Origin of the sequence: Micromonospora sp. M61, assembly GCF_018070245.1 — a bacterium.
Taxonomy (GTDB): Bacteria; Actinomycetota; Actinomycetes; order Mycobacteriales; family Micromonosporaceae; genus Micromonospora; species Micromonospora zamorensis.
Genome location: NZ_JAGPYA010000065.1, coordinates 20,868 through 37,237 on the forward strand (window position 1 = coordinate 20,868; position 16,370 = coordinate 37,237).

The window sequence follows — 16,370 nt, forward strand, 5'->3', positions numbered from 1 at the left end:
AGTGACAGTTTGCTCGACGATTTTGCGCTGCCGCAGCACGCTGCGGCAACATCAGGCGCCGTGACGGCACCAGGCTCGGCCCCCTTCAACGACACCCCGGTCGGCACACTCCGGTCGCGTCGGCGGGTCAGACACTGGTTGGCCGGCGCCGGGGTCACCGCCCTGGCCGCCGTACTCGGCATCACCCTCGCCGTACGCGGTGGTGCCACCCCGGCCTGCGCCGCGCCACCAACCGGAGACACCGTCCACAAGGCCAAGGCCAGCTTCTACGACGCCGGCCGCTCCGGCGGCAACTGCTCCTTCCCCGGCCCACCCGCGGACCGGCTCTACGTGGCCCTCGGCTCATCGGCCTACTCCGGGTCCGCGGCCTGCGGCAGCTATTTGGACGTGACCGGCCCGAAGGGCACCGTCCGCGTCATGGTCATGGACCAGTGCGGCGGGTGCGGATCCGGCAAGATCGACCTCTCCGACGAGGCGTACGCCAAGATTGCCGACCGGGCGCAGGGCATCGCGCAGGTGACGTACCGGGCGGTGGTGAACCCGCCGCTCGACGGAGGCCTCACCTTCCGGATGAAGGGCGGCGCCTCGCGGTACTGGTTCGCGGTGCAGGTCGGCAACCACGGCAACCCACTCCGCTCGGTCGAGGCACAGGGGCCGGGCGGCGGCTTCCGCAAGGCGGCCCGTGAGAGCGACAACTACTGGACCGTCGAAGGCGGGATCGGCCCCGGGCCCTACAACATCAGGGTCACCGACGTGTACGGACGCCAGGCGACCGCCACCGCCATCCGGCTGGTCACGAAGCAGGTCCAACGCAGCACGGCCACGCTCGCCTCTCCCACGCCGCCCAGCAGTTCACCGTCGGCCCCGCCGTCCCCCAGCATCGCGCCCTCGCCGAGCACGTCCGAATCGGTCGCACCAACGGCGACCATCGAAGCGCTCGCCGGTGCCGCTCCGCTCAACGCCCCTCGCTGCTGACCTCCCACCGACGGCGACTCAGGAGGTGTCGGCACGGTCGTTCCTCTCCACCATTTCGGTGAAGGGCAGAGGGCAGCAGGTGCTTTCGGCGCAGGCGACCAGGTCGTCACAACCGGCCGAGATGGCGTCCCGCAGGGTGTCGCGGATGACGGTGAGGTCCGTCAGCCTCTGCTCGACCTCGATGAGCTTCTCCATGGCACGCGCCTGGAGGCCGGCGTCGGTTCGACCCCTGTGCTGGTGTCGGCCGGCGTCGAGCAGGTCGGCAACCTCGTTGAGGGTGAAGCCCAGGCGTTGCGCGGTCTTGATGACTCTCAGCAGGGTGACCGTCTCGGCCGGGTAGAGCCGGTGCCCGCCCGGCGACCGCTGCGGCGAGTCCAGCAGGCCCCGGCGCTCGTAGTAGCGCAGCGTCTGCTGGTTGACCCCTGCCGCGTCGGCCAGTTGACCGCTGCGCAGGCCAGACCCGGTCACCTCTGATCTCGCAGAGACACGGCCCGCGCGGCGAGGGCGTCGAGCACGTCGACGTGGGCTGCCGGCACCCGGACGTCCAGGGAGAGCGAGTCGGGGCCTGGCCGGGAGAGGCCGAACGTGAAGAACGAGCAGCAGGACGACTCACGGGCCGTCAGGTCCCGCGCCATCTCCTCGACCTGCGCACCACCATCGAGCCGCAACCGCAGGTGCTGCGCCGACAGCCGGTCGAGGCCCCGCACCGCATCGGTGAAGAACTGGTCAAACTCGGCAAGCCGTAGCGGCCGTTCAGCCGTCGGGAGGGTGCAGGAGTCCGGCACCCAGGCGTCGTCCGTCGTGATGTGGCGATCACTCATATCGTCGACGGTAAGCCTGTACCCAGGTATCAGATGCAAGCCCGACGCTGGAGACCCCCCCGGCAGCCTCCGTGTCGTTACCGCGCTCCGCGGATCGCTCGCGCTGCGATCGTGAGTAGTGCGTCGAGGAGCCCCCACGTCCGGTACAGCGCGTACAGGATCCACACGCCGAACAGGCCGGCAGCGGTGAGGATCAGGGCGGGCCCTACAACGGCAGAGTTCTCGTCCGCCCAACCGCCCCCGATCGCCACGGTGCCCACGACGCCGAACAGCACAACAGCGCGCCCCACCCCCTTCACCGCGTGCCAGAGGGCAATCACGTACGCGGAGGCGGGCACGGCTTTTGGTGAGGGCGTGGTGGGCAACGCCTCGGGTGCGTGCATCGCCAGTTCCTGGAGTTGCTGCCCAGCGGCGCGATCCCGTTCGTACGGGGAGACACGCAGGACCGCCTCCAACGCGCGGAGGTCTTCCCTGCTGCGTAGCCGTCCAGTGCGCGGATCGCTGAGCAGCAGGTCGACTGTCGGACGCCCCTTGTGTCCTGGCTGGGTGAGCAGCCAAGCCTTGCCGCAGCCCTTCACGGAGCCCGGTCGCAGAATGTCGACGGTTCCGGAATGCAGGCTCGTCGGGTGAGTCGGGGTGTCAACGCCGGTCACGAGGTCCGTCCCATTGATCATCGCTGCCCCGTCCACCAGGTTCCGGCAACCGCCGAAGACGCGCCAGATCTTGAAGGCGGCGGCGATCCCCGCCACGGACGCGACCAGCACGATGCCGCCAAGCAGTTCGTTGCGCTGCGTCGCCAGGCCGATGAACAGCAAGGAAGGGACAAGGACGAGCAGGTACCAGCCAGCGAACAGCAGGGCCTTGCGCCAATCCAGCCACCGTGTCAACCGGGCATGGTCAGGCTCGTCAGGAAAACGCCGCAGCGGGATCGCGCCGGCTGGCAGCGTCAGCTGTCGGCAGAGGTTGTGGAAGCGGTAACCGGCCAGCGCGGCCAAGTCCCGCAGGAGCAGTTCCTCTCCGTAGTCCACCTCGCTCAGCTGGAACAGTTCCACGGCAGCCTGTCCGCCCACTGCACTCTCCTCGGAGAGTGGAACTCCCAGGCTCACCCCGGCCGCAGGCACCAGGAGCAGCCGAGGAGCCGCGGTGATCCCCCGACGGGCCGTTGCGGGGGCGTCGGCGAGCAGGACCGTCGCGACCTCGTCCCAACGCACGTAGCGGTTGAGCTTCGGTGTCCGAACCGACCAGCCTTGCGCGTCGATATCGACGCGGAACGGCATCACCGCGTGCCGCACCAGCGGGCCACCGATCGCCAGGCCGAACAGCACAACCGCCCAGCAGTAGAGCAGGCCGAACCAGCCGAGATCTTCCGTCACCGTTGTATAGGCGACCGAGGCCGCTCCGCCAAGCAGCAGCATCCCGAACAGGAAGGCGACCAGGCGGTCGATGTACGGGCGCCGCAGTTTCACCTGATCATCATCCGACCCGGTGTCAAAGCGCCCTATCGCGTCAGCACGGGCCCTCAGGCTCGACCGGACCGGCGAGACCGTCGCGCCAGGGACATCCACCCGAGGAACCGCGCGTGCATCGCCGGCAGGTTAGGACGCAGACCCAGACCGTGTACGTCGTCGATCGGAGCGGCTCGCGGAGTCCCTCATCGGCCGACGGCTCCCTTCGGGTAGTGGCGGCGCAGGTTGGCGGCGAGGACGCGGTCGAGCGTGCGGTCGGAGAGCATCGGGCCCAGGCGCATGATCAGGGCGGCATCCCGGCCGGCGGTGTAGCGGGTGCGCGGTCTACGCGTCGTCACAGCCCTCGCGATGACCCGGGCGGCGGCGTCGGCGGTCAGCCCTGCAGCAGTGCCCGAGGTCATCAACTTGTTGTTCGCCTGGACGAGGCTGCCGTAGCGCTCGTCCTGCTCCGGCGTCATTTGGGCAGCCAGGTGGTTCGCCGTCTCCACCCCGCGGGCCGCCATCTCCGTGCGGACGCCGCCGGGCTCGACCACCACCACCTGTACGCCAAGTGGAGCGACCTCCCGGCGGAGCGAGTCGCTGACCGCCTCCAGGGCGAACTTGGCGCCGGCGTACGCGCCGTATGTGGCCATGGCGAACTTGCCGCCCACCGAGCTGATGTTGATTACACGACCCTTGCTGCGTAGCAGCGCGGGCAGGAGCGCTTGAGTGACAGCGATGTGGCCGAACAGGTTGACTTCGAACGCCCGCCGCCACTCCGCCATCGGTAGGACTTCGACTGGGGCGTTCACCTGGACGCCGGCGTTGTTGACGAGCGCGTGCAGTGCACGCGGGTCATCGGCGACCCGCGCGGCGAGTGCCTCCACGTGCTCGGACTTGGTGATGTCGAGGATGACCGGCTCGATGCCTGTCGATCGGATGACGTCGGCGTCACGGTCGCGTCGCACGCCAGCCAGGACGTGAAATCCCTGGCGAGCCAGCTCGCGGGCGGCTGATGCGCCCACGCCCGTGGACGCTCCAGTCACGACGACCAGCCTTTGAATTTCAGATGACGTTGTCATCTTAGCTACCCTACTGTTTCAGATGACACTGTCAACCCTATGATGGACGTCATGACCACCCGTGCGGAGTCCGCCGCCGCCACCCGTCGCGCTCTGCTCGACGCGGCCGCCGAACTCCTCGACCTAGGCGGCCCCGACGCGGTCACCTTGCGCGAGGTGGGCGCGCGGGCAGGCGTGACCCGGGGAGCGCCGTACCGGCACTTCACTGGCAAGGACAGCCTGCTGACCGTCGTCGCGGCCGAAAGCTGGGAACGGATCGGCGACCAGGTGCACGCCCTTCGGACCGACCCGGCCCTGTCTGCCTCCGAGAAGCTGCGCGGCGCTCTCCGCACCCTCATCGACGTCGGCCGGAAGCAGCCGCACCTGTACCAGGTGTTGTTCAGGCGGCGCGCAAACCTTCCTGGGCAACTCGGTGACGGGATGGATCGCATCCGGCGTCAGCTATGCGGGCCGGAAGGCGACCCGGCCGCGGCCGACCGCGCGGCCGAACGCTTCCAGGGCGAGTTCCTGAACATCGTCGCCGACCTCGTGGGAGAGCGAAACGCACGGCGCCATGGCGCCCTGCTGCTGACCAGCGCCCACGGCATCGCGAGCATGGAGATCAGCGGCTACCTCGACACAGGCAAGTGGCACACCACCGCCGACGAACTCGTCGACACCCTCGTCCGCATGGTCACGGACGCCGGCGAAATGCCATAGCAACGCCCACGCCCCTCGACGGCAGACGCCCCAAGCGGATCCGCGGCGAGCGACCCCCTTATCGGGAGCCATCATGGACATCAGCAACGCCCGGTGGCGCAGTCCTCCCGCAGCGGCGCGAGCGGCGGGAACTGCGTCGAGGTGGCAAGCAACCTGCCCGTTGTCGTGGCCGTCCGCGATCGGAAGGGTGTAGGCGTCCGGCACCGCCGTTGCGTGCCGCCACCGCGGTGACTGAGACGGCACGGGACCTCAGGCTCGACCGGACCGGCGGGGCCGTCGCGCCAGGGACAACCACCCGAGGAACCGCGCGTGCATCGCCGGCAGGTTCGGACGCAGACCCAGACCGTGTACGTCGTCGATCGCCTCGTGCATCGACGCGGCCAGGTAGAAAGCCAGGGCGATCGAATGGCCGTAGAACTCGGCCGCGAGATCCAGCCGGGCCGGGCCACATGGCCAGGGCGCGGCGCAGTTGCGGCACAGCCACGCCGGGCGCATCGGCAGGTGCGGACGAGGGCCGGCGGTCATCCGACCCTCACCGGACCCCGGCGGACGGGCCGGCGCCTGGTGGCCTTCGTCGGAGCGGCGGGCTGGGCCTGGAACCGCACGCCCCCACGCATCACGTACAGCTCTCGTCGCGCCACCGCATCGCCGACGGCGTTCAGCTCGTAACCCTCAACCCACACCCAGCCGTCGTACGTGTGCCGCTCGGGCAACTCACGGATGACGCGCACGAAGATCGGGCGCAGGAACTGCACACTCGCGGCAGTGGTCAGAAGGACCACATCGCCGGCCTTCATCCTCCCCATCACTGCAACCCCCAGGGGTACGCGAAAGCGCGGCTCACGCCCGAACGCAGGACGTGGGGACGGACGGCCTCAGGCGGCCACGGGCCGTACGGGACGTTCGGCGCATCCGGACTCGCGGGCTTGGGCTTCTCGGGCTTGTTGTCGGGCACGGTTTCCCCTTGGTGCCGTTGGGAAGGGGCCGCTCCCGTGAGTGCTCGCCCGTCGGGAGCGGCCCCGCTACGAACGCGACCGCCGGACCTCGATCCCTACCGGCCGCGCCGCCTGGTGACACTCTGCTGTGGAGACCACTACGCTCGGAAGGCATCCCAGGTGTCCGGGCTGACCTGGCAGAACACGCCCAACGCGTGGGGAATCTCGGGAAGCGGATCTCCGATTTGAGGAGCGTTGCATGGCTGATGTGCCAAGTCCCCTCGCGGACTTCATCGTGAGTGAGATCCGCCGCGCTCGTGGAGCGTCCGGGATGACGCAAGAGGCGTTCGGACGGGCAGCGGGCTTCAGCGCGTCGCATGTCAGTGCCGTGGAGAGCGGCACCCGGGCGCTAACGATCGACTTCATCCGCGGAGCGGACCGCGCCTTCAGCAACGGCGGGCTGTTCGGACGATTGGTGGTGAAACTCGGCGCACCATCGTGGTTCCTGCCGTGGCTGGACGCCGAGCGCGGAGCGCGACAACTGCGCCTTTTCGAGCCACTACTGATCCCGGGGCTACTCCAGACCGAGAACTACGCCCGCGTGGTGATGCGCTTGAACGACCTCATGTCAGCTACCGAGGTAGACCAACAGGTAAGCGCTCGCATGAGCCGACACAAAATCCTGACCGGTGACACGCCGCCTCAGGTGGTAGCCGTGCTGGATGAATCCACGCTTCGTCGCGCCGGCGACGAGCACGCCGGCATCATGGCGGAGCAGGTCGCGCACCTCATCACCGTCGCAGAGTTGCCGCACGTTCACGTGCACGTGATCCCGGCGGGAGCCGGACTCCACATCGGGCTGTCCGGACCATTCGCGCTGGCGCGGGCCAGCGACGGAACCTGGGTCGGGCACCTCGAAAATCAGCTAGGCGGGATCGTGGTCGACAGCGAAGATGGGCTACATACTCTTCAGACGAGGTGGGAGAACGTGCGGAACGAAGCGCTCCCGCGCCGACAGTCCAACGAGCTGATGAAGGAAGTGCACAGCGATCATGGACCTCACTAACGCCACCTGGCGCAAGTCCCGGCGCAGCGGATCGTCCGGAGGCAACTGCGTCGAAGTGGCCGACAACCTGGCCGGCGTCGTCGGCGTCCGGGACAGCAAGGACCCTGCCGGCCCGGCACTAATCTTCGGTCCGACTGCCTGGCGGGCGTTCGTCGCCCAGGTCGCCGAGCGGCCGTAACCGACGCCGGACGCGTGACAGCGCCAATCAGCCCGGGTCCGTTTGGTGGCTGGAGCGCGGGTCGAAGCCCGCTCCACGGGGAGTGCGGTCGACGGGATGCCGGTCAGTGGCGACGGACTGGTTGACTGCGAGACGTGACAAAAAAGGTGACGACCCGTCGCGTGACCCTCGCCATCGGTGCCGCTCTGATCGCCGTCGGGTTCACTGTCGTCATCGGGGCTATCTTCGTTGCCCCTTTTGGGATCTTCGTGGGCCAACTGATCGTCATTCATGGCGGCCTGATCCTAGGAAGAGTCCTTCTGCCGGGACGCGCCTCCGGCGGGCCAGGTGGCACAGCTCAGCGCGCCGACGACGAGTGATCCCCGAGTCGTCCGATGGCCGGCCGTTGCGACGCAGCACGAGGGCACGTCCAATCAACACAGGGGCCCTCACATCGCAACTCGGTGCCAAACTGCCTGAATGACCGAACGCCTTGCGCCTGTCCTCCGGACCACGGACGCCAACACCGCCGTGGCCTGGTACACCCGCCTTGGTTCGTGAAGCAGTGGGAGCATCGGTTCGCCTCTGACTTGCCGCTCTACGTGAGCATCGCCCGCGGTGATGTTGAGATCCATCTGTCGGAGCACACCGGGGACGCGCGGCCAGACACGCTGTTGTATCTGTACGTCGACGACATCGATGCTGCGGCGGCTGCCTGTGGCGTGAGTGTCGTCGGACAGAAGGACTGGGGCCGTGAGTTCGAGGTGGTCGACCCTGACGGCAATCGGCTCCGCATCGGGGCACTCCAGCGGTGAGCCGAAGGTTGTCGATTCCGTTGCGGGTGCGATTGTGATCCGGCCTTCAGCTGCTGCACCAGTCCAGCCTCCGGACTGACCTGCAGCCTGCCGGAAGCAGGAAGGTCACCTGGACAGCGTGCCGCGGCAAATGTAAGTACGTGATCAGATCATGAAGTTATGGATTGACGGTGGCGATGTTGGGGCTACCCGAGCGTGCGTGTTGACCTCAACCAAGGTTCAGCTTGAACACTGGTCGGGATGCTGTCTCACGTGAGGGTGCTACACATGCGTGCTATCCAAGTGGCTGCGTTCGGTGGTCCGGAAGTGCTGACGCTCGCGGAACTCCCGGACCCGGTGCCCGGAACCGGCCAGGTTGTCGTCGGTCTGGCAGCAGCGGACGTCATTCTCCTGGACACTCTGCTACGCAGCGGCTGGGGACAGGACTACTTCCCGCGCACGTTGCCATACGTGCCCGGTGGTGGCGGAGCGGGCACGGTGGTGCAGACCGGCGACGGAGCCGACCCGGCATGGATCGGCCGGCAGGTGGTGGTGCGAACCAGCACCGGCTACACCGAACGAGTCGTCGCGGACGTCGTGGAGATCATGCCGGTGCCTGACGGACTGGCCATCGAGGCGGCCGCGGCGCTGGTGCACGACGGCGTGACCGCGCTCAGCCTGGACCGGCTGGGCACGCCGCAGAAGGGCGAATGGGTGCTGGTCTCAGCGGCTGCCGGCGGAGCCGGATCACTGCTGGTGCAGCTAGCCGTCGACGCCGGAGCGCGGGTGGTGGCTGCCGCGTCCAGCGACGCCAAACTGGCCCTGGCTCGCGAGCTGGGTGCGGAGGTCGCCGTCGACTACACGCGGCCGAACTGGATCGACCGGGTACGTGAGACGACCGGTAACGGCGCCGCACTGGTCTACGACGGGGCGGGTGGCCCACTGGGCACGGTTGCCTTCGATGCGGTGGCAGACGGCGGCCGTTTCGTCACCTACGGCACCGCCGACGGCTTCGCCGCCCCTGACCCCGGGGTGGCCGCGCGCCGCGGCATACGGGTGTTCACTCCGCTCCTGGACGGCCCACCGGACCAGCAGACCGTGCGCGAACTGTTGGGCTTGGCACTGAAACGCGCCGCGCAGGGACGCCTACGCCCTGCGATTGGCGCCACCTACCCCTTGGAACAGGCCGCTGACGCCCACCGAGCACTAGCTGCGCGCGCTACGGTCGGCAAGTCGCTGTTGCTGGTCGGTGGCCAATCGACCAGCTGACCTCGCACCGAGGCCTGGGAAATCAATGCGCCCCCGTTTCGCGGCCGGTCCTCGACCCTGGCCCCGAAAACGGCATACCGGCGTCTGCCGGCATCCGCACAAGCATGAGAATGCGTTCAAGTGACAGAGTCACCCAGATCGACATCACGCCGAGCGAATCGACGTCGCCCACCTCCCTTGATAAAACTGCGGAGGCGATCACGTCAGGGCGGCTGGCCTGGTGGGCGACGGACGAGTCGACCTGTACCCGGATTATGAACGCGAAACGCGCCCTGAACAGGCGCTTCGTTTGCCAGGTAGCCGCTCAGGGCGTCGCCAGGGCGTCAGGCGCGAGAAGTGTCACCACCCGCGACGTCCCTCAGCTGCACCCGCTTCTTGGCCACGTTGTAGGCCCATGCGTAGGTCGAGGCCTTGCGGTCAATTCCAAAATGCTTGCCGGTTGCCTGCTCTAGAACGACATAGAAATCATCAAGCACACGGCTCCACGCGAGCCCCTCGAAGTCACTTTCCATCCAACCGTAAAGTTCGATCAACTCACGCTTTACCTGATCAAAGAACGTGCCCGGAGGGCGGACCGGCTCAGGACCCGGATCAGGAATCAGCGCAGGCGCTACTTTATGCATAAGCGCAAGGCGCTTACCTGCCTCTTTTTCGCAGGCATAGTCAATCCAATTCCAAAAGGATTCCGCGTCGATCACGTCGGGTGCTTGCCGATGATGCTCCTCACAGAGAGGGGCGAAATTTCGAACGTCGTTCGAACCACCCAAGCCATCCGGCACGGCGTGAGCACGATGGACGGGCGTCGACCAGCAAATTATGCAGGCCGCTTCCTCTACCCCGAGATAGTCGGCAATCATCGACAGCGGCGGTCTTGACCGGCGACCATCTTGAACTCGCCCTCTAACACGAATTCCCAGGTTAAGCAACTCTTCCGGACGTTCGTCGGGGTCTGCAATATCCACGATCTCAGGAACGTCCTCCCGCTGCCCCTTGGGGTTTCTAAACGCGCCGAGCGGCGTATGAACCTCTGTAAGATAAGGCATCAAGAAGACCATCAAGAACTCTTTAATAATCTCGTATGCGTCTCGATCGTAGCCGCCCGCGTCGTTTTTGTGGCCCTGAACATCCAGGAACAAATATCGCTTCTTGCGGGGTTGAGTCCGAGCAGCGAATGCCACCGTCTCCACCAAGCGCTGCGCGCATCGCTCGAAATTATCTTCGACGCGCATGTCGTAATAAATCGCAATTCCTTCTCGGGCGCGGCTTGGAGAGTTCTTCTTCTTCCGGCGAGACATAAGCGGGAGACTACAAGAGACCTCTGACGATCTAGCGACCCAAGCCATGCCGCTCGTTCCTCATTGCCCCTGAGCCGCTGAGAAGAGTGTGTCGATTGTGTTGCGGGTGCGTTCCTCGCTGGCCGGCATCAGGTGCGTGTACACCCGGAGCGTGAAGCCGGGGTCAGCGTGACCGAGGTATGACGCGAGGGCCTTGATGCTCTCCCCCGCGTCAAGGCGCCGCGCACGGCGCGGCGCGTGAGCGGTAGGCCGCCCGGCGGAGAGCCGCCCCGGACCGCTTCGCAGCCGGGCGGAAAGCCACCGACACCCGCCGGACGCCGCTCACACGCCGCGCCCAGGAACCCCGCATGGGGCAGCACGAATCACCGTCCCAGGACGCCGATCAGGCAAACTGGCCCTCGTGAACCAGGACGACGCGCCGGCCGAACCGACCGGATACGAGCAGGACATGCCAGCCGTTCAGGCAAACCTGGAAAAGTTCGAGCGGGCCTGGGCGAAGGTGCGGTCGGCCCATGCGGGACGCCCCGTCGACGAAGTACGGGCGGCAATGGCTCAGGCGTTTGACGCGGAAGGGCTGAAGGTCTGGAGGGAAGTCGCGGACTTCGCCGCCCAGACCATCGCGAATGAGAGCCCGACCGAAGCAACGTGGTACGGAAGCCGGCGTGGCTGGCCGCCGTCGAGGTCGGGGCTTCCGGCTGCCGCGCCAGTCCAACCCCGGACTGGCTTGCCACCGGGTCGCCGGGTCGCGGCACCAGCTCCACCGCTAGGACGTGCCCTGCCTTCCCCGCAGCCGCCGGACCCTCCCCGCAACCCCGAGCGCCAGCCCTGAAGAAACCCGGGACCGCGTAGCCCGCCAGGACCGAGGCAGGGTCAACTGAGCCCTCGCTCAGGGCGTCTCCAGGGCGTCAGGGCCCGTCAGGGCGTCAAACGCCGCCGAATGTTGACCATCAACGACCATCGACACCCGCACATAGAACCAGCTCAGAGCCCTGATTGAGGCTCTGAGCTGGTGGGCGACGGACGAGTCGACCTGTACGCCGGATTCTGTGCGCGGCGCGTACCCCGAAGGGTTTGCGCCGGCGGCGGCCATCCATCTCGGCCTGCCGTTGCCGGCAGGCTCCAGCGGCCTACCCGCAGACATCGGGCGGGCAGCCCTCAAGCGTCTGCGCCGGGTCGTCATCTTGCGGTGACGGCCCTTGCTTGGCCTTGCTCCGGGTGGGGTTTACCTAGCCACCCCGGTCACCCGGGGTGCTGGTGGGCTCTTACCCCACCGTTTCACCCTTACCGTCCCCGTTGGGGTCGGCGGTCTGTTTTCTGTGGCACTGTCCCGCGGGTCGCCCCGGGTTGCCGTTAACAACCACCCTGCCCTGTGGAGTCCGGACGTTCCTCGGCGGCGGGCCTGAGCCCGCCGACGCGACCGCCCGGTCAACTCGTCCGTCGCTCCCTCATCCTAACGACGTGCCAGCTCCCGGTATTGCCGCCCCACCTGGGCAAGATCGCGCAGCTCAAGGGCGGTGGTCCGGCGAATCCGGTCGTTGGGGCGAGGGCTAGCCTCGTGGGGCTATGGATCTCTCCCACGCCGCGCTGCTGCTCGCCGCCGGTCTCGCCGCTGGCACGGTCAACGCGGTGGCCGGTGGTGGCTCCCTGATCACCTTCCCGGCGATGATCGCGGTCGGGTTGCCCCCGGTGCCGGCGAACGTCAGCAACTCGGTGGCGGTGTTCCCCGGGTACCTGGCCAGCGTGGCGGGTAGCCGGCAGGACCTGCCGCGTCCCCGCGCGTTGGCCACTCTGGTTCCCACCACGATCGTCGGCACGATCCTCGGGGCGCTGTTGCTGCTGGCCACGCCGGCCCGCGCGTTCGAGCTGGTCGTACCGTTTCTGGTCCTCGGCGCGACAGCGGTCCTGGCCTTCCAGGACCCGTTGCGCCGGCTGGTCGGTCACCCCCGGGACATGTCGCCACGCCAGCGGACGGTCGCGGTGCAGACGATGGTCGGGCTCGGTGCGGTGTACGGCGGGTATTTCGGTGCGGCGCTCGGGGTGATGCTGGTCGCCGGCCTGGCCCTGGTGTTGGACGCGACCCTGGCGCGGGTGAGCGCGATCAAGAATCTGCTGTCCGCGGTGGTGGGGTTCACGACGCTTGTGGTGTTCGCCCTGTTCGGCCCGGTGAACTGGGCGGCCGTCGCGGTGGTCGCGCCAGCCACGTTGATCGGGGGGTACGCGGGTGCCCGACTGGTCCGTCGGCTGCCGCCGGTGCTGCTGAAGACGCTGATCGTGGTGTTCGGTACGACGATCGGCCTCTACCTGCTCTGGCGCGCGTTGAGCTGACGCCAGGAGCCGCGCAACTTCAGGGAAACTGCTGCCTCAACGCGCGTCGAGACAGCAGTTTCCCCGAAAGTGCGGGCCTTGAAGCAGGTCAGCCCACCGGCTCCTCGGCGGCCTTCTCCGTGTCGGCGGCGGCTCGGTTCCAGCGGGACCAGAGGACACGCTCGCCGTAGCCGGCGGCCATCAGGTGCGCGAAGGCCAGGTAGACCAGCACACCGACGGCGAGCACCCCGAAGCCGACCCAGAACGGCAGCGACAGCGAGTGCTCGGCGAGCTTGCCGGAGATGATCGGTGCTGGCGCGGCGGCGCCCCAGCGGACCAGGTTGAAGGCGCCGGTGGCGACGCGCCGATCGCTGGAGCCGAGGCCGAGCGCCAGGTCGGTGAGGTTGGCGTTGGCCAGGCCCATGCAGAGTCCGGCGAGCACCAGCACCACGAGCGCTTCGGCTGTGCTGCTGGAGGTGGCGAAGAGGACCATGCAGACCAGCAGCCCGGCGATGGCCACGCCGACGGTCTGCACGGCGCCGATCCGGTGGGCCAGCCGGTGGCCGATCACCATGATGCCGGCGGCCAGGCCGAGCCCCCAGCCGGTGAAGGCGAGCCCCAGCGGGATGACGTCCAGGCCGAGGAAGAGCGGCGTGTAGCCGAGCACCACGAAGAACACGAAGTTGTACGCGCCGGTCACCACGCAGAGGGCGATGAACGCCGGCCGGCGGTAGGTGGCGAAGATCTGGCCGACGCGTACCGGGGCCTGGCGGTTGGTGGGCTCGCGCAGCTTGCGGGAGGCCACGCCGAGGGCGAGGACCATGAAGACGCCGCAGACGAAGAACGGCAGCCGCCAGCTGATCTCACCGAGCAGGCCGCCGATCAGCGGGCCGACGGCGAAGCCCATGCCCAGGGCGGTCTCGAAGAGGCCGACCACCCATTCCCGGTCGACGGCCAGGTTGACCAGCACCACCATGGCGGTGGCGAAGAACATCGCGTTGCCCAGACCCCAGACGCCGCGCAGCACGGAGAGCTGCACGATGTTGTCGCTGAACGAGGCGAGGATCGCGGCGAGGCCGACCACGGAGACGCCGGTGATGAGCACCGGCTTGAAGCCGAAGCGTCCGCTGGCCAGGGTCGCCGGGATCATGCCCAGGGCCATGACCGCGATGTACGCGGTGAACAGCAGCTCGACCTGCCAGGCGGTGACGCCGATCGCCTCGCCGATGGCAGGCAGGATCGGGTCGACGACGGCGATGCCGGCGATGGCGAGGAAGGCCACCAGCGTGGTGGCGTAGATGGCACTGCGGTTCGGTTCGGAACGCCGATCCACTCCAACTCCTCAGATAGCTGTATGGTACAGGTACTTATCCTGTATCATACAGCTATGAGTGACGACGACGAGATCACCCTCGGCCGCATCGAGACCGAGGTTGCCCTGCTGATGCGCTTCGGCGAGGCGACCCGGCGGGCCACCGGCACCGCCGAGCACCGGGTGCTCGACCGGGCGGCGTACGTGATCCTGCGTCACCTGGACACCGCCGGCCCGCAGAACGTCTCCGCGCTCGCCGCCCGGCTCAACCTGGACGGCTCGACCGTCACCCGGCAGGTGTCCGCGCTGCAACGCGATGGCCTGATCGTGCGCGCCCCCGACCCGACGGACGGCCGCGGCACGGTCATCTCCCCCACCCCGGCCGGGCTACAACGGATGGCCGCCGTGCAGAACGCCCGCACCCGGCTCTACGGCGACATGCTGGCCGACTGGAGCGCCGAGGACCGCACCGCCCTGGCAACCCTGCTGGGCCGCCTCAACCAGGCCCTGGTCTCCCGCAGCCGCCCCCGCTAACCCCAACCCCACCCCCACCTCGGTCGATCATGGAGTTGTGGTGGGGGACGATCGGTGTGAATCACCATTGTCCGGGCACCACAACTCCATGATCGACACGGGGAAGGCGGAGGCCCCGGGCCTAGGCGACCGGCTCCCGGGCGGAGTCGGCGTCGCGGTCGGTGCCGGGGGTGACGCGGGGGTCGCCCTCGTCGGCGAAGTAGTCGTCCGGCTCGGTGCCGTCGACTCCCTCGTCCACCTTCGCGGCCCGCAGCGCCAGCGTCACCAGTGCCGCGACGGCCAGGTTGACCGCCACCGCCACGATCCCGACGTAGATCGTCCTGGTGGTGTCGAACCCGAACTCCGACAGCGGAAACGCCGAGCCACCGAAGTGCTTCCGGGTCGGGCTGGCCACCTGGTAGAGCATCCACATGCCCAACCCCATGCCGACCGCCCAGCCGACGATCAGGCCGGTGCGGTGGAACCAGCGGGTGTAGAGACCCAGCGCCACCGCCGGCAGCGTCTGAAGGATGATCACGCCACCGATCAGCTGAAGGTCGATGGAGAACTGCGGGTCGAGGAAGACGATGCAGGCCACCGCACCGACCTTCACCACCAGCGAGGTGATCTTCGAGACGTTGGCCTCCTGGGCCGGGGAGGCGTCCCTCTTCAGGTACTCCTTGTAGATGTTGCGGGTGAACAGGTTCGCCGCCGCGATCGACATGATCGCCGCGGGCACCAGCGCCCCGATGCCGATCGCCGCGTACGCGACACCGGCGAACCAGTCCGGGAACTGCTGGTCGAACAGCAGCGGCACGACGGTGTTGCTGTCGACCGTGCCCTCCTTCGAGCCGGGCAACGGCTTCACCCCGGCCGCGATGGCCATGTAGCCGAGCAGCGCGATCAGCCCGAGCAGCAGGCTGTACGCCGGCAGCGCCGACATGTTCCGCTTGATCACGTCGCGGTTCCGGCTGGCCAGCACACCGGTGATGCTGTGCGGATAGAGGAAGAGCGCCAACGCCGAACCGAGCGCCAACGTCACGTACTGAAGCTGGTTGTTGCCGTTGAGCAGGATGCCGTCGTTCGGATTGGGCGAGGCGTCGAACTTCGCGTCCGCGGCGGCGAAGATGTCACCCCAGCCGCCCAGCTTGTAGGGCAGGTAGACGACCGCCACCAGGATGACGATGTAGATCAGGCTGTCCTTGACGAACGCGATCAGCGCCGGCGCGCGCAGCCCCGACTGGTAGGTGTACGCGGCCAGGATGGCGAACGCGATGATGATCGGCAGGTGCCGGGCCAGCGCGTTGTCGCCGGTGACCCCCATCGTCTTGAGCACCGCCTCGATGCCGACCAGCTGCAACGCGATGTACGGCATGGTGGCGACGATTCCGGTGATCGCGATCAGCAGCGCCAGCACCGGCGAGTCGAACCGGTTGCGGACGAAGTCGGCCGGCGTGACGAACCCGTGCCGGTGCGACACCGACCAGAGCCGGACCAGCACCAGGAAGACCAGCGGATAGATGACGATGGTGTACGGCACGGCGAAGAACCCGGCCGCTCCGGCACCGAACATCAGCGCCGGCACCGCCACGAACGTGTACGCCGTGTAGAGGTCACCGCCGACGAGGAACCAGGTGATCCAGCCGCCGAAGCTGCGACCGCCCAACCCCCACTCGTCCAGGTGCGCCATGTCCTTCGGTGCC

General features: G+C 67.9%; 18 protein-coding genes, 1 other RNA gene and 1 pseudogene. 10 read left to right on the plus strand and 10 right to left on the minus strand.

The window, feature by feature from the left end; translation table 11 throughout:
- The first annotated feature begins 60 nt into the window (after nucleotides 1–60).
- Entirely contained in the window at nucleotides 61–975 is a 915-nt protein-coding gene (locus KBX34_RS33850; protein ID WP_210927876.1) for an expansin EXLX1 family cellulose-binding protein, read from the plus strand.
- A gap of 18 nt (nucleotides 976–993) precedes the next feature.
- Here the strand turns inward: KBX34_RS33850 and KBX34_RS27845 are convergent, their stop codons facing one another.
- The 4 genes from KBX34_RS27845 to KBX34_RS27860 all read right to left on the minus strand — a co-directional run bounded on the left by KBX34_RS27845 (nucleotide 994) and on the right by KBX34_RS27860 (nucleotide 4,323).
- The gene (locus tag KBX34_RS27845; RefSeq protein ID WP_210927878.1) at nucleotides 994–1,443 is read right to left on the minus strand and encodes a MerR family transcriptional regulator; all 450 of its coding nucleotides are present in this window, start codon (nucleotides 1,441–1,443) and stop codon (nucleotides 994–996) included.
- Nucleotides 1,440–1,796, minus strand: a complete 357-nt coding sequence (locus KBX34_RS27850; RefSeq protein WP_210927880.1) for a hypothetical protein — start codon at nucleotides 1,794–1,796, stop codon at nucleotides 1,440–1,442. Before KBX34_RS27850 ends, KBX34_RS27845 begins: the two co-directional genes overlap by 4 nt.
- Nucleotides 1,797–1,873: 77 nt before the next feature.
- Complete coding sequence (locus KBX34_RS27855) at nucleotides 1,874–3,262, minus strand: hypothetical protein (protein WP_210927882.1); 1,389 nt, start codon at nucleotides 3,260–3,262, stop codon at nucleotides 1,874–1,876.
- Nucleotides 3,263–3,447: 185 nt separating this feature from the next.
- Nucleotides 3,448–4,323 carry an SDR family NAD(P)-dependent oxidoreductase gene (locus KBX34_RS27860; RefSeq protein ID WP_210927884.1) on the minus strand — a complete coding sequence of 292 codons (876 nt, stop codon included), beginning with the start codon at nucleotides 4,321–4,323 and terminating at the stop codon, nucleotides 3,448–3,450.
- Between the two features lie 51 nt (nucleotides 4,324–4,374).
- On the opposite strand from KBX34_RS27860, the gene KBX34_RS27865 reads away from it, so the two are divergent.
- On the plus strand, nucleotides 4,375–5,022 hold the full coding sequence (locus KBX34_RS27865) for a TetR/AcrR family transcriptional regulator (protein ID WP_210927886.1): 648 nt from the start codon (nucleotides 4,375–4,377) through the stop codon (nucleotides 5,020–5,022).
- 73 nt (nucleotides 5,023–5,095) lie between these two features.
- Nucleotides 5,096–5,208, plus strand: a pseudogene (locus KBX34_RS27870) (DUF397 domain-containing protein); the annotation flags it as partial.
- Between the two features lie 63 nt (nucleotides 5,209–5,271).
- Here KBX34_RS27870 and KBX34_RS27875 read toward each other — a convergent pair.
- Both KBX34_RS27875 and KBX34_RS27880 read right to left on the minus strand, forming a co-directional pair.
- Nucleotides 5,272–5,547, minus strand: coding sequence for a hypothetical protein (locus tag KBX34_RS27875; protein ID WP_210927888.1), 276 nt, complete (start codon nucleotides 5,545–5,547; stop codon nucleotides 5,272–5,274).
- Entirely contained in the window at nucleotides 5,544–5,828 is a 285-nt protein-coding gene (locus KBX34_RS27880; RefSeq protein ID WP_210927890.1) for a hypothetical protein, read from the minus strand. The genes KBX34_RS27875 and KBX34_RS27880 overlap by 4 nt, the downstream gene beginning before the upstream one ends.
- Before the next feature lie 388 nt (nucleotides 5,829–6,216).
- Between KBX34_RS27880 and KBX34_RS27885 the strand changes: the two genes are divergently transcribed.
- The 5 genes from KBX34_RS27885 (at nucleotide 6,217) to KBX34_RS27905 (ending at nucleotide 9,243) form a co-directional block, all read left to right on the plus strand.
- Entirely contained in the window at nucleotides 6,217–7,023 is an 807-nt protein-coding gene (locus KBX34_RS27885) for a helix-turn-helix transcriptional regulator (protein ID WP_210927892.1), read from the plus strand.
- Nucleotides 7,010–7,201 carry a DUF397 domain-containing protein gene (locus KBX34_RS27890; RefSeq protein WP_210927894.1) on the plus strand — a complete coding sequence of 64 codons (192 nt, stop codon included), beginning with the start codon at nucleotides 7,010–7,012 and terminating at the stop codon, nucleotides 7,199–7,201. Before KBX34_RS27885 ends, KBX34_RS27890 begins: the two co-directional genes overlap by 14 nt.
- Nucleotides 7,202–7,335: 134 nt before the next feature.
- Nucleotides 7,336–7,560: a hypothetical protein gene (locus KBX34_RS27895; protein ID WP_210927896.1), complete on the plus strand. Its 225-nt coding sequence runs from the start codon at nucleotides 7,336–7,338 to the stop codon at nucleotides 7,558–7,560.
- Between the two features lie 177 nt (nucleotides 7,561–7,737).
- Nucleotides 7,738–7,995: a glyoxalase superfamily protein gene (locus KBX34_RS34325; protein ID WP_210927898.1), complete on the plus strand. Its 258-nt coding sequence runs from the start codon at nucleotides 7,738–7,740 to the stop codon at nucleotides 7,993–7,995.
- A gap of 267 nt (nucleotides 7,996–8,262) precedes the next feature.
- Complete coding sequence (locus KBX34_RS27905) at nucleotides 8,263–9,243, plus strand: zinc-binding dehydrogenase (protein ID WP_210927900.1); 981 nt, start codon at nucleotides 8,263–8,265, stop codon at nucleotides 9,241–9,243.
- Nucleotides 9,244–9,566: 323 nt separating this feature from the next.
- Here the strand turns inward: KBX34_RS27905 and KBX34_RS27910 are convergent, their stop codons facing one another.
- Both KBX34_RS27910 and rnpB read right to left on the minus strand, forming a co-directional pair.
- The gene (locus tag KBX34_RS27910) at nucleotides 9,567–10,538 is read right to left on the minus strand and encodes an HNH endonuclease (RefSeq protein WP_210927902.1); all 972 of its coding nucleotides are present in this window, start codon (nucleotides 10,536–10,538) and stop codon (nucleotides 9,567–9,569) included.
- 1,017 nt (nucleotides 10,539–11,555) lie between these two features.
- An RNA gene (gene rnpB / locus KBX34_RS27915) (RNase P RNA component class A) lies at nucleotides 11,556–11,971 on the minus strand.
- Nucleotides 11,972–12,101: 130 nt separating this feature from the next.
- Between rnpB and KBX34_RS27920 the strand changes: the two genes are divergently transcribed.
- Nucleotides 12,102–12,863, plus strand: coding sequence for a sulfite exporter TauE/SafE family protein (locus KBX34_RS27920; protein ID WP_099856260.1), 762 nt, complete (start codon nucleotides 12,102–12,104; stop codon nucleotides 12,861–12,863).
- 88 nt (nucleotides 12,864–12,951) lie between these two features.
- On the opposite strand, the gene KBX34_RS27925 is transcribed toward KBX34_RS27920, so the two are convergent.
- On the minus strand, nucleotides 12,952–14,175 hold the full coding sequence (locus KBX34_RS27925) for an MFS transporter (RefSeq protein WP_099856262.1): 1,224 nt from the start codon (nucleotides 14,173–14,175) through the stop codon (nucleotides 12,952–12,954).
- Between the two features lie 54 nt (nucleotides 14,176–14,229).
- Here KBX34_RS27925 and KBX34_RS27930 point away from each other — a divergent pair, with 54 nt between their 5' ends.
- Nucleotides 14,230–14,688 carry a MarR family winged helix-turn-helix transcriptional regulator gene (locus KBX34_RS27930; RefSeq protein WP_099856263.1) on the plus strand — a complete coding sequence of 153 codons (459 nt, stop codon included), beginning with the start codon at nucleotides 14,230–14,232 and terminating at the stop codon, nucleotides 14,686–14,688.
- A 121-nt stretch (nucleotides 14,689–14,809) separates the two neighbouring features.
- Here KBX34_RS27930 and mctP read toward each other — a convergent pair.
- The coding region (mctP, locus tag KBX34_RS27935; RefSeq protein WP_210927905.1) for a monocarboxylate uptake permease MctP at nucleotides 14,810–16,370 on the minus strand (1,561 nt) is incomplete at its 5' end.

Coding starts and splice junctions, on each gene's coding strand:
- KBX34_RS27850 (WP_210927880.1), bottom strand. CDS start 1,796: ATGAGTGATCGCCACATCACGACGGACGACGCCTGGGTGCCGGACTCC.
- KBX34_RS27860 (WP_210927884.1), bottom strand. CDS start 4,323: ATGACAACGTCATCTGAAATTCAAAGGCTGGTCGTCGTGACTGGAGCG.
- KBX34_RS27865 (WP_210927886.1), top strand. CDS start 4,375: ATGACCACCCGTGCGGAGTCCGCCGCCGCCACCCGTCGCGCTCTGCTC.
- KBX34_RS27875 (WP_210927888.1), bottom strand. CDS start 5,547: ATGACCGCCGGCCCTCGTCCGCACCTGCCGATGCGCCCGGCGTGGCTG.
- KBX34_RS27880 (WP_210927890.1), bottom strand. CDS start 5,828: ATGGGGAGGATGAAGGCCGGCGATGTGGTCCTTCTGACCACTGCCGCG.
- KBX34_RS27885 (WP_210927892.1), top strand. CDS start 6,217: ATGGCTGATGTGCCAAGTCCCCTCGCGGACTTCATCGTGAGTGAGATC.
- KBX34_RS27890 (WP_210927894.1), top strand. CDS start 7,010: ATGGACCTCACTAACGCCACCTGGCGCAAGTCCCGGCGCAGCGGATCG.
- KBX34_RS27905 (WP_210927900.1), top strand. CDS start 8,263: ATGCGTGCTATCCAAGTGGCTGCGTTCGGTGGTCCGGAAGTGCTGACG.
- KBX34_RS27910 (WP_210927902.1), bottom strand. CDS start 10,538: ATGTCTCGCCGGAAGAAGAAGAACTCTCCAAGCCGCGCCCGAGAAGGA.
- KBX34_RS27920 (WP_099856260.1), top strand. CDS start 12,102: ATGGATCTCTCCCACGCCGCGCTGCTGCTCGCCGCCGGTCTCGCCGCT.
- KBX34_RS27930 (WP_099856263.1), top strand. CDS start 14,230: ATGAGTGACGACGACGAGATCACCCTCGGCCGCATCGAGACCGAGGTT.